Origin of the sequence: Brevibacillus centrosporus (assembly GCF_046622605.1) — a bacterium.
In the GTDB taxonomy this organism is placed as follows: Bacteria; Bacillota; Bacilli; order Brevibacillales; family Brevibacillaceae; genus Brevibacillus; species Brevibacillus centrosporus.
The window spans coordinates 795560-807440 of sequence record NZ_CP176856.1 but is presented as its reverse complement, the minus strand read 5'-3'; the positions used below and the strand labels follow the sequence as shown (position 1 = coordinate 807440).

Annotated in this window: 13 protein-coding genes; 4 read left to right on the top strand and 9 right to left on the bottom strand. The window is 49.7% G+C overall.

What is annotated here, in order from left to right; translation table 11 throughout:
* Positions 1-31 precede the first annotated feature (31 nt).
* The 3 genes from ACLIN2_RS04285 to ACLIN2_RS04275 form a co-directional block, all read right to left on the bottom strand.
* Positions 32-406 carry a hypothetical protein gene (locus ACLIN2_RS04285; protein WP_411503302.1) on the bottom strand — a complete coding sequence of 125 codons (375 nt, stop codon included), beginning with the start codon at positions 404-406 and terminating at the stop codon, positions 32-34.
* Between the two features lie 212 nt (positions 407-618).
* Positions 619-960, bottom strand: coding sequence for a helix-turn-helix transcriptional regulator (locus ACLIN2_RS04280; protein ID WP_411503301.1), 342 nt, complete (start codon positions 958-960; stop codon positions 619-621).
* 37 nt (positions 961-997) lie between these two features.
* Positions 998-1366, bottom strand: coding sequence for a hypothetical protein (locus ACLIN2_RS04275; protein ID WP_411503300.1), 369 nt, complete (start codon positions 1364-1366; stop codon positions 998-1000).
* 247 nt (positions 1367-1613) lie between these two features.
* Between ACLIN2_RS04275 and ACLIN2_RS04270 the strand changes: the two genes are divergently transcribed.
* Positions 1614-3002, top strand: coding sequence for an SMI1/KNR4 family protein (locus ACLIN2_RS04270; protein ID WP_411503299.1), 1389 nt, complete (start codon positions 1614-1616; stop codon positions 3000-3002).
* A gap of 58 nt (positions 3003-3060) precedes the next feature.
* Here the strand turns inward: ACLIN2_RS04270 and ACLIN2_RS04265 are convergent, their stop codons facing one another.
* Entirely contained in the window at positions 3061-4350 is a 1290-nt protein-coding gene (locus ACLIN2_RS04265) for a DUF1963 domain-containing protein (RefSeq protein ID WP_092267237.1), read from the bottom strand.
* Between the two features lie 98 nt (positions 4351-4448).
* On the opposite strand from ACLIN2_RS04265, the gene ACLIN2_RS04260 reads away from it, so the two are divergent.
* Both ACLIN2_RS04260 and ACLIN2_RS04255 read left to right on the top strand, forming a co-directional pair.
* Positions 4449-4862: a hypothetical protein gene (locus tag ACLIN2_RS04260; RefSeq protein WP_411503298.1), complete on the top strand. Its 414-nt coding sequence runs from the start codon at positions 4449-4451 to the stop codon at positions 4860-4862.
* 136 nt (positions 4863-4998) lie between these two features.
* Positions 4999-5568 (top strand): DJ-1/PfpI family protein, encoded by a 570-nt coding sequence (locus ACLIN2_RS04255; protein ID WP_411503297.1) that lies wholly within the window; start codon positions 4999-5001, stop codon positions 5566-5568.
* Between the two features lie 115 nt (positions 5569-5683).
* Here ACLIN2_RS04255 and ACLIN2_RS04250 read toward each other — a convergent pair whose 3' ends face one another.
* The 5 genes from ACLIN2_RS04250 to ACLIN2_RS04230 form a co-directional block, all read right to left on the bottom strand.
* Positions 5684-6187 (bottom strand): hypothetical protein, encoded by a 504-nt coding sequence (locus tag ACLIN2_RS04250; RefSeq protein ID WP_092267489.1) that lies wholly within the window; start codon positions 6185-6187, stop codon positions 5684-5686.
* Positions 6188-6335: 148 nt separating this feature from the next.
* Positions 6336-6935, bottom strand: coding sequence for a response regulator transcription factor (locus tag ACLIN2_RS04245; RefSeq protein ID WP_092267240.1), 600 nt, complete (start codon positions 6933-6935; stop codon positions 6336-6338).
* Positions 6932-8071 carry a histidine kinase gene (locus tag ACLIN2_RS04240; protein WP_411503296.1) on the bottom strand — a complete coding sequence of 380 codons (1140 nt, stop codon included), beginning with the start codon at positions 8069-8071 and terminating at the stop codon, positions 6932-6934. Before ACLIN2_RS04240 ends, ACLIN2_RS04245 begins: the two co-directional genes overlap by 4 nt.
* A gap of 65 nt (positions 8072-8136) precedes the next feature.
* Positions 8137-9192, bottom strand: a complete 1056-nt coding sequence (locus tag ACLIN2_RS04235) for a fatty acid desaturase (protein ID WP_411503295.1) — start codon at positions 9190-9192, stop codon at positions 8137-8139.
* 271 nt (positions 9193-9463) lie between these two features.
* Positions 9464-11248 (bottom strand): amidohydrolase, encoded by a 1785-nt coding sequence (locus tag ACLIN2_RS04230; RefSeq protein ID WP_411504512.1) that lies wholly within the window; start codon positions 11246-11248, stop codon positions 9464-9466.
* A gap of 228 nt (positions 11249-11476) precedes the next feature.
* Here ACLIN2_RS04230 and ACLIN2_RS04225 point away from each other — a divergent pair, with 228 nt between their 5' ends.
* Positions 11477-11863: a VOC family protein gene (locus ACLIN2_RS04225; protein WP_092267244.1), complete on the top strand. Its 387-nt coding sequence runs from the start codon at positions 11477-11479 to the stop codon at positions 11861-11863.
* Positions 11864-11881: the final 18 nt, after the last annotated feature.

Genomic DNA, 11881 nt, shown 5'->3' with positions numbered 1-11881 from the left:
TTAAAGAACCTTTTTAACAAGACCTCTGCTGCTAGCGGCTCAACCGGACGTGGGTGACAGCAGTCCATGTCCCGGTCTCTCCCGCACGTATAGAAGGATACCTCATCGCAACATTTCCTTGCAGGACGTAATGGCGCAGGTTCAGCAGCTGTTCATCCTGGCTGAACAAGGTTCCCACATAAGAAGCAAATTCGGTTTCAAAAGCAATTTGTCTGGCCGCTTCGTTCCAGATTCCTTGAATGGGAATAAACGTGCCGCGAAAGTTCACAGCACCTTGCAGCCTGCCGTTGATGACGTTTTGAAGAAACAACGTCCCCTGCGAGGTCGGTCTCCCTCCAAATCTGGCCTGAATGTCCCAGGTCGTCGGGTAAGGCAAGCTTACTCTCGTCATTTGTCCGATTGCCACGGCTACCCTCTCCTTCATGCATGATGGTTACGATCGAGCAGAAAGGTACCCTACAGTATATGAACCCATGGGGAGGTGTCACGTAGGCAAACGTACATTATTGGGATAGCCTTTTTTGCAGGGACAATCCAGTGCTCCATCGCCGTCGAAATCAACAATAGCAGTTTCGCTGCCATAGTAGAATATTTCCGTAAAAATTTCTGTGATAAAGCTCACAAAAAAGGCAATCCTTCTTTTTTGAACTTGCGGCTGAAATAAAACTCGTCATGATAGCCAATCTGATGAGCGATGTCTCGCAGCTTTGTCGGCGATTTCGCCATCAGCTGCTTTGCTTTGTTCAGCCGCACCTCCCCCAGATAATCCATTGCACTGATGCCAAACGTCTTTTTATAAAGATCGACGAAATATTTGGGGCTTACCTGCGCGATTCGGGCAAGCTGCTCGATCGACAGATCCTCCGCATAATGTTCTTCGAGATAGGCTTTTGCGAGCTTTACCGCATTTTTTGAATCGTTGCCGATGAAGTTCTGGTGCTTGAAAATATGCAGAAGCAATTCAGAGAAGGCGAGCTGTCCCTGAAAGCGGCCAAAGCTATCCTCCTGCTGCCAGTGGCCCAGTATGGTATGACAAAGGATTCCAAGCTGCCCTGCGGATTGGATAGGAATCTCGCCAATGAAGGCTTCCAGCTTTTCTCTCTATTTCTTCCAATGATTTTGAATCGATCCCAAAGGTAGCGTGAGGCGGGCACAAGTAAACCGCGTCCTTGCGCAGCTGATGTCCCTCTGTCTCCAGTGTCAATCGCCCGTTGCCTCCCGTGACGACAACCATCACGTACGAGGGCGTAAACTGCTGCTGCAGCCGCCCGTGACGATATCCTTTTACCCATTCAATGTCCCGCAGCTTGAACAACACATCTCCAAGCCCGTTCTGCAAAAAATGATGAAACGTGGATGAATCCATATCTACCACCTCAACCTTCGTAAACTCCATCTATGCATGATAATGATTATCAATTACAATTAACCGTCAGGAATCAGGTCGTATCATTTCCATTATTTTGCTATACTCGTTATGTTTGGTGGAAAGCATACCCTTTAGATTAACCAGAAAATTGCTATTCCCATGTAAATTCGTTCATGATCAGGGCTGCAGCAGACTGCTTGCCCCTTTTCGATTCAAACGAAAAATAACCGTTTGGGAGGCCGCCATGGACCAATCGCTTATGGAACATTTGAGCCAATTGCACGAAGAAGACGAGCATCAGGAAATTGTGGACTTGCTCTTAGCCATTTCCGAGGAGGAACGGGACTATGAGGCAGTCAACCGACTCGGCAGAGCGTACAACAACTTAGGACTATTTGAAGAAGCTCTCCGGGAATTGAATAAAATTGCTGACGGAGGCAAGGAAGATCCACTGTGGCATTTTCGGGTAGGCTTTGCTTATTATCACCTCAGGAGGTATGAGGAAGCCGTACAGGCATTTCGTGATGCAGACAGGCTGGAAGCGGAAGATCCGAATACCGAAATGTTTTTAAAATGGAGCCTGCGAAAGGCGGAGAAACAGCAAAAGGATGAACAGCGGATGGCCGCCAAAAAAACAGCCTCGAAGTCCCAAGAGTCTGAATCAAAGCAGGTTCCCTTTTCAGGTCTGTCACTGGCTGACTTTTGGGAGGACAGTGAATACGCACGCAAGTCCTATCAATCCGACCCACCCACTGATGAAGTCTTCGCCTCTATCGAGGAAGAGCTGGGATACAAGCTGCCCTCGTCCTATCTCGCACTAATGAAGCAGCAAAATGGCGGAATACCGAGGAACACCTGCTTTCCAACAGAAGAGGCAACCTCCTGGGCGGAAGATCATATTGCGATTTCAGGCATTCTAGGGGTGGGGCGCGAGAAAAGCTATTCCCTCTGCGGGGATCTCGGCAGTCGGTTCATGATTGAGGAATGGGGGTATCCCGACATTGGCGTGGTGATCTGCGATTGTCCATCAGCAGGTCATGACGTAGTGATGCTAGATTATCGGGCATGCGGCAGAGACGGTGAACCTGAAGTGATACACGTCGATCAAGAGGATGATTATGAAATCACTTTCCTCGCTGAAAACTTCGAAGCGTTCATCATGGGCTTGGTGAGCGAAGAGGAATTCGATACCTCTGCGGAGGACAAGGAAGCGGACCTATACAAAGTCAGCCACGGGAAGTTTTCCACCCTGCTCGAGGAGCTTTGCACTCGCGTATCGGAAGTGGACCAGATCGAACAGAAAATTCGCAGCATCTGCACACGAATTGTGGAAGAAAAAGGCCATTTTTCTTTTCATGCAGATGAGCTGTCGTATCTGATGTACGATGTGCAGTTTTGGCTTTACACCAAGTCATACCCCGATACCAGCCGCGAACAGTATGTAGCTGATTATGAGAAAATGATCGCTTTCGGTACCGGTGGTGAATTCCGTCAAGGCGGCTATGCCCCTGGCTGGATTACCGACTGGCTTGACAAACGCATGCAGGAAGGACGTATCCTTCAGGAAAAGGGTCGCCTGCTGCCCGCGGAATCATTCGTTGCAGAAGTGATTCGCCAGCTGCAAGAGGTCTAATAGAATGGCCCCGTTCAGGCAAGCAACGAGAAGAGTCCACGTTCATCGCGGGCTCTTCTCAGCTTTGCTGATACAACGTTGCTGTCACATTATCCTCTGGACAAACGAACATATAAAAAATGCCTTCACCCAGATGAACAAAATCCGCCCAGTCGATCTGACCGATAAAGCGCATGCGTTTGCCACAGCATGGGCAGCTCGGATACTCGGCATCCTGCACCCAGCTCGGGTGACCACCGATCTGTGAATTCTGCTGGTCCAAGGTCCAGATCGCAGCAAAAAATGGAGAGTGCGGCGCCGGTGACAAGGTCAATCTGTAATCCGATACGCCACTGTAATCGTCGGGATCTATGCTTCGTAAATAATCAGGCTTGTGGTTAAATCGGCTCCATACGGGCACGCCCTCACTATCTACATCCATGTAAATGGTGCAGAAGCATCCGCAGCGCTCACACGTCTGTATTTTCAGACGTTCCAGGGAAAGCGCGAGATAAGCAAGAGAAGGATGCGTAGTTGCCACATCCATGAGAACGGTCAGGTTCCCTTCACACCAAGGACAAGTAGAAGTACTCGTTGTCAAAAAGCGAGCAGCGCACACTTCGTCTTCTGAATGCGGTTTCTCACTCGTCACCCGAATCGCATAGCTCAAGCTGTGGGTCAAATCGCGTCTATCCCCCTCCTGCGTGAGCTCCCAGCCCCCTTCCAAGGCGTAGAACTCCGGCTGTACGAAAAGCCGCTCTCCCCACTCAGGTGGTTGCAGCCTCCATTCCTGGAATCGCCGAACGACCAAAGGATCTCCTATCCAGCTTAGCGCGAGTAAAAGCAGGTTTCGATTCTCATCATCCCATTCTACCTGCTCTAGCAAACGATCTCGAACGGCGGGAGAGGCATCCTTATATAACAAGGCGGGATAGTACATGCCTTGCTCCATGAGCGCAGGTAGAGCTGCGGCGATATTTTCATTCCGGTAGCACACGAGCGACGATAGTATCCCATCTACTTGCTCTTCGTCTCCCTCAGCCAAAAGCTCCAGCGCGTGCTTCAGCATTCTGCCAGCCTCATCTGTTGCTAAGGAAACATATAGCTGCTCCTTGCTCATCGGGTATGGGACATATTGAATCAGCGGATCGTGCCTTCTCGGTACATGCATGATTTTGAGAATTTCCACGGGGTCACTCAGGTTTTCATATACGTTTACCGTTTTACGGTGCTTCTCCACATAGTCTCGGCGTTTCTGCCGTTCCTGCGCCTGATGGCAGGGCATGCAGATCCCGCCTGTTTCAGCGGCTGTCGCCGGGAGAATGGTTGCTTTGCACCCATCCGTTTTGCATGGAAGACGTTCTGTCACAAGCTATTCCTCCTCTTTTCTTGATCTTCACTCACTGTTTTCCACACCTAACAGATACATGTTCCGATTTGCACAATAACGAGGAAGGAGGCAAGATCATGCACATGTATAAAAAGGCGGGTACGCTTGCTTGTCTCCTCCCTTTCCTAGCGATTTGTATTTTTGCAGCTCGTCCTCCCTTTCTCTACCCTGCCTTGCCCTTCGATTCTGTACCTAAATCCACTGTCGTTTCGTCGTTACAAGAAAATCCAACCGACCGCGTCAAACTACTGGCTGTCGATGGGGAATATGCTTGGTATGGGACAAAGGCCAGCCAAGGGCTTGCAGCCGAAAGACTCAAATCCGCACTTGAAGCAAAGGGATGGCTGTTTTTACAACAAGAGGGCTCTGGTTACTTCTTTGAAAAAGACAGGAAAAAAATCGTGATCACTTCTCAGATGTGGACCAGGGAATTTGTTTTCTTCAAAGCACCCAATTGGATTACGTATGAAACTCCAATTCGTTCCATGTGATGACCCCTCCTTTTTCTTTTATAGCAGACGCCCCTTAAACCAAGTATTGTAAAAAATAGAAATGGCGATATATACTAATCAAATAGATTTGATCGAAAAATGCTGCTTCCTCCACTTCATTCAAAGGGTGATCTCGTTGAAAAAAATATTGCTGTTCCTCTATGATTCCTTCGCAGAATTTGAAATTGTTACTCTCCTAACAGCGCTCAAGGGAACGGATTACACCCTCGTCACTTTTTCGACCAAATCGGAAGGCGAAGCCGTTACCGGGTTATCGACAATGCGCTACCTTCCTGCCTTATCTGTGAATGACATCGTGGTGGACGAGTACGCAGCACTGGTTATTCCCGGAGGCTCGCCCCACCCTCTTTTGCAAAGCCAAGAACTGATCAAAGTGATTCGCGCCTTCTATGATCAGGGACAATTGCTCGCAGCCATTTGCGGCGGTCCTTCCTTGCTTGGTGCAGCAGGCATTTTACAGGAGATTACGTATACAGCCTCACTGGAGCCGACAGACCTTGAGTACCGTGATGTCATGAATTGGGAAAACAAACGAAGCGAGCTGCTGGTCATCGATCAAAACGTGATTACCTCAACCGGCTCCAACTATCTCCAATTTGCCGAGGAAGTTCTTCGTAAGCTTGGTGCTGTACTTCCAACGGAGGAGAACCCGCTGCAATACTTCCGCGAACCCTCTCTGTCGTAGCAACATAAAGAAAGATCTCCGCTTTTGCAGTAACCTCATCTAGTAGGGAGAAACGAAAAGACAGCCAGTGCTTTTGCTGGCTGCCTTATTTATTTGGGCTCCACATATCCGCTTTCTACGAAATGGCTCCCCCCGCTTTTCTCGCTTGTCTTTCGTGTAATTTCTTCATGGCAAATCGCGCTATAGGCTGTGCCAACAACAGTTCAATCCATAAAGCGATGCCAAAGTTTCTCGGCCAAATATGCAAGAACTTCTCAAACGGAGCCAAGCTGATTTCTCTCATCCCCACCCAGGTTCCGATAATCGATAACCAAAGGGATAACACGGTTACATTTAGTAAAATCGTGAAAAGGACTCGCGCATTGAAGCCATCTGTCTGTCCCACGAATTTTGGCAAAAGCTTGCCCACAATCGGTCCTGCAATCAACCGTACGGATAAAACGGCGATGACCCACATAAACGGAAGAATCTTTAGCGTTTCTAAGTACGTTTCCTTACTAAAGCCACGTTCCAACCCCACAATAATGGGTGCGATCGTGTTTACAGAAATGATTGAGATAATCAATAAAAACAGGATGCCTTCTTTTCCGTTTCTAGGCAGCCTTGCATCTGCGTACATTTTGTTCGTCACCTATGCATCATCCTTCTTTGTTTTTAGTCATGTTATAACAGGAGGAGGGTCCCTCATAAGTGAACATTCCGTGAACTTCCCCACATCATTTTGGCCCATATACAAGAAAAAAGAAGCCGGATGATCCGAGCTCCTTTTATTTAAACCAGCCTTTTTCTTTAAAATGGGTAATCGCCTCGATGCGATTGCTGACCCCGAGCTTGTCGAGAATCACGGAGATGTAGTTGCGAACCGTCCCGGTGGTGAGGAAAAGCTGACTGGCGATTTCCTTGGTGTTTTTCCCGTCGGCGATCAGCTCCAGCACTTCCTTTTCCCGCTCCGTCAACGGGTTTTCCTGGCCGTACGCTTCGTCCACCAGCTCGGCGGCGTAGATCCGTCTGCCTGCCATGATGCTGCGGATCGAGCTGGCCAGCTCCTCACTGGGGCTGTCCTTGAGCAAGTAGCCGTTCGCTCCTGCACGCAGCGCCCGTTCAAAATAGCCAGGGCGGGCAAAGGTCGTGAGAATCATCACCTTGCAGCCGCAGCCCTTCAGCTCCTCTGCCGCATCCAGTCCGCTTTTAATCGGCATTTCGATATCCATGATACAGATGTCCGGCTTGTGCAGATGAACGAGCTTGACGGCATCCTCGCCGTTGCTCGCTCGTCCCACGACCTTCATATCCTCTTCCAAATCGAGCAGCGAAGCCAGCGCACCCAGCAGCATCCGTTGGTCCTCAGCAATGACGATACGAATCATACCCCAGCCTCCTTTTCCGATTGTTTGAAGACGTTTGGTACTTTGATCGTAACAGTAGTGCCATTTTGAGCCGAGTCGATCTCCATGCTTCCATTTACAAATTCGAGACGTTCTTTCATACCTCGCAAGCCATTTCCGCGCAGGTAGGCGCATTCCTCTGCCATGCCGATTCCGTTATCTTTCACCTTGAGCAGAAGATCGGTACGCAAAGGCTCGATTACGACAGAGCAAGTCGTCGCACCACTGTGCCTCACTACGTTTGTGACAGCTTCCTTCAGGCACATGCTGAGGACGTTTTCCGTCATCAGCGAGGTATTTTGCAGGTTTGGGTCTCCCTCGAGCACAAAATCAATCTCGGCGGCCTTCGTGATCTGCCGCACCCGAAACACCTCGTCCTCCAGCCGTGTCCCGCGCATCTGCGTGACCATCTCACGCACTTCTTTCAGAGCGATTCGCGCCGTTTGCCGAATCTCCTCCAGCTCCGTCTGCGCTCGGCTCGGATTTTTGCTGATCAGCTTGGAGGCGAGATCGCTTTTCAGCCCGATCAGACTCAGCTTTTGTCCCAGCGTATCGTGCAGATCGCGAGCGATTCGCTGCCTCTCCTCCAGTTTGACCAGCTCGGAAATCCGTTTGTTCGCGTCCTCCAGCTGACCTTGCAGCTTCTCCCGCTTGTTCCAGTTATAGGTCGTGACCGGAAGCAAAATCACAGCCACGAGACTGACGAGGACAAAGGGCAGCTGGTTGAAGAACTCCGCATTTTTCGATAAGAAGCCCATATTGATCGTGACGACCGTACTGATCAGATGAATGGTGTACAGGGTAAAGAAGCCGATCTTGTTTTGAATGTGTCCGATAAAAAACGCCAGAAACAGAGAAAAGTACACGTAGCCGAACAGGACGGTCATCGCAATCGATATAATGATTTGCCAACTCGTCCAGAAGTAGACTGCCCATCCTTTAGACAAAAAGGAGAGCACGTAGCATACAAAAAACATCAAGATCATCACGATCCCAATCACCACTTCGTACGTGGAGGAGGACCGGAAGATGAAATAAAACGGAAGGATGTAAAAGACCACCCAGACATACGGACTAAGCCCCGTATTTCTATGAAGAATTTGATACCATTTCTGCATATTTTGCCCACCTATTTCTTTGCACTTACGCTAAGTGTAGCGGAAACGAAGAGGGATTGGCAGGGTTATTTTCCTTCCAAGCTCGGTCTTGGTCCGGAGATCGCTTCCGCCATTGGCTCGGCATGAGCAGCTGGACGGCGAATCTCCTGAAAGCCGATGAATCTTTTCGCCTCTTCATCCCACAGTCGGAAGCGCAGTGATTTCAAGCTGGACTTCAAGGTGATTGTCGTAGCCATCTGGAGCGGCTTGGTTTCGTTGTGCGCTCTCTCCAGGTTGTAGTTGGGAACCTTTGGACTTAAATGATGCACATGATGAAACCCGATATTTCCCGTAATCCATTGCAGAACCTTTGGCAGCTGGTAGTAGGAGCTTCCTTCTACGGCTGCTTTTACATAGCTCCACTCGGCTTCTTCTTCAAAGTAGGAATCTTCAAAGGTATGTTGGACGTAGAACAGCCATACACCCATCAAGCCCGAGAAGAAAAAGATCGGACCTTGAATCATCAGAAACGCTTGCCAGCCGATGGCCCAGATGATCAGTGCGTACAGACTGGCAATCAAAGCAGACGTCAAATACGTGTTGAGACGCTCTTTACGGCGTGCGCCCTTGCGATTGACTCGGTATTGGAAAACGAACACAAAAGTAGGTCCGAAAATAAACAATGTGATGGGATGGCGGTACAAACGGTAAGCGATACGATGCCACAGCGGTGCAGACACGTACTCTTCGACCGTCATCATCCAGATATCGCCCACTCCACGTTTGTCGAGGTTGCTGCTGGTTGCGTGGTGGATGGCATGGCTATTTTTCCACTGCTCATACGGACAAAGGGTCAAAACACCCGTAATATTTCCAAGAATGTCATTGGCCATACGGCTTTTGAAAAACGACTGATGGCAGCAATCATGAAAGATGATAAACGTGCGGACCGTAAACCCGGCAGCGACAAGCGTCAGGGGAAGTGTCAGCCAATACGAAACAGACAGGCAAAGATAAGCCGCGTACCAAAGCAAGATCAGTGGTCCAATCGTGTTGATCACTTGACGAATACTTGCTCTCGTATCCGTTTTTTCATAAGGAGCCACATCTTTCTTCAGATGGGCAATGTTCGCTTGATGCATGGGGTAGCCTCCTCGGATCTGACGCGCGCTGGACAAGAGTCAAACGCTGTTTTCTTAACCTTCACTATTATTGTAGAAAATACAGACTTTTTGCTGTAGTCATAAACGTCAAGTCGAGGATATGACAAATGTCATACTTGAAAGCGATTTCTTCATGATTTTTACCAGTAAAAGAACCTTTTGGAAGGAAAGTTATTTGCGTGCAAGCTTTACAAAAGAAAAATGACCCGCAAGCCGATTCGTCGGCTTGGGGTCACCTGTCTGTCTTTCCTTATTTCTTTTCGCCCGCTTGGCTCTGATAGACCGGCTTTCCTTCCACCAGCGTCAGCAAGACCTGCACGTCCTTGATCTTGTTGGCCGGAGTCGTGAACAGATTTTGATCCAGGATGACCAGATCGGCTTTTTTACCTGGCTCCAGGGACCCTGTGATGTCTTCCACATGATTGGCATAGGCGCCATCGATGGTGAAGCTCGCGATCATATCTGCCAGTGTCGCCCGCTCATCCGGATTGGCGATCTTGTTCGGGTCAGTTTCTCCATCTGCGATCCGCGTTACGCCTTGTTGGATACCGTGCAGCGGATTGAATTCAGGGGTCACGATGTAGTCACTGGAGGAGGCAATGTGTACACCTTTATTAATAAAGCTCTTCATCGGATATTCTTTTTCCGCACGCTCTTGTCCCAGGTACGGTACTTCGATCTCATCGTAGTAGCCATCCTCCTGCATGAACCAGAACGGCTGCACGATGCCGACTGCGCCGAGCTTTTTAAAGCGCTCGATGTCCGTTGGGTTCACTAGCTGCAGATGCACGAGGGAATGGCGAGCGTCGTGTGCACCATTTTGCTTTTCCGCATACTCCATACCATCCAGCGCGATGCGAGTGGAAGCGTCGCCGATCGAGTGAACGTGCAGCTGGAAGCCCGCTTTGTCCGCAGCTGCGGCGGTCTTGTTGTAATTGTCTACCTTCCAGATCAGCTCACCGTTTGTTTCTTTATGCTCGTACGGTTTTTCCAGGTAGGCGGTAGCACCCTCGACAACCCCATCCATGAAGATTTTCACCGCGTTCACTTGGAACAGCGGATATTGTTCGCGCTCTCTGATTTTTACGAAATCCGCAATCTGCTCCGGTCCTTTATCCGGGTTGGCGGTAACTGCATTGCGGAAACGAATCGTCAGCTTGTTTTCTTTCGCCAGCTCTTCATAGGCTTCCAGCACGTTCGGATAACGCAGCATATCCGGGTCGCGGACAGTCGTGACACCGCGCTCTACTGCCTTCTGCTGATACTCTTCAATACCCGATTTATATTGAGCAATCGTGTACCCACCGATTTTTTTCAGGACGAGATCCATCGCTTTTTCACGCAGCGTTCCAGATGGCTCTCCTGTCTTCGGATCGCGCTCGATGATCCCGCCTTCTGGATTCGCCGTATCTTTGGTGATACCCGCCAGAGCCAGCGAAGCAGAGTTCACCCACAGGGAATGTCCGTCATCGGATGTCAGGGCGATTGGCGTTTTCGCATCGATTTCATCCAGCACCTCTTTGCGTGGACCGATGCCAGGTGCTACCGGGTTGGTCCAACCGCGTCCCTGCAGGGTTGGCTCATTCGGATGTTCCTTGATAAAAGCTTTGATGGTCGCCACATACTCTTCGATGGACCCACCGTCAAACAGGTCGATGGAAAAAATCAGTCCTGTCGTTTTGCTCGCATGTGTGTGACTGTCGATGAAGCCTGGCAGCACCATTTTGCCTTGCAGGTCTGAAACCTTGGTCGTTTTGCCAATGTACTTGTTCGCGCCTTCGCTGCTGCCGACGTACACGATCTGATCGCCGCGAATTGCGACAGCCTGCTCTACGTTGCGATTGCGGTCTACCGTGTACACGACACCGTTTGTAAATACCTGGTCCGCTGGCTGCAAAACGGCTACCGCCGCAGGTGCTAAAGGCGCCCCCGACGCTAAAGGCGCCCCCGGCGCTAAAGGCGCCCCTGTTACCGTCCCTTGCGCAAATGCCGCCATCGGGCTCATCATGGCCGTTATCAGCAATGCGCTTGTCATTTTCTTAAACAAATAGATCCCCACCTATGCTACTTTGTTGCTTTTCTCTCTATTCGATCTGAAAGCACAAGGACGATTGTAGCACTGCAACTCAGAAAATTCCATGAGTTTCCTCGTTTCGGTATCTTCTCCCTCTATCAGCCTCCACCAATCCAGACTTGACACCTCGGAATTAAATCTCTTAAATGGACGTAGACAATCATTTCAAGTGAAATGGGGCGTAATCAAATGGCCAAAAAACGGATCGATCACGTAGGTATGGTCGTAAAAGATTTTGAGAGGGCAATTGAATTCTATCAAACCATCGTAGGCTTTGAGCTGAAAGGGAAAATCACACATACAAACGGCGTCTTCCAGCTCGCTTTTCTAGGGTTCGGCGGCACGGATGAAACGGAGCTGGAAATCATCCACGGCTACAACGACAACCTGCCCGCAGAAGGAAAAGTACACCACTTTGCCGTCCACGTCGACAACCTCGAAGAAGAATACGGGCGCGTCAGCAAGCTTGGCGCAGCCTTCGTCGAAGAAGGGATCGTCGAGCTGCCCAATGGCTATCGTTACTTCTTCATCTTTGGTCCAGAAGGCGAGTGGGTGGAATTCTTCCATCGTCCCTAATCAGCTTTATTAGAAAAC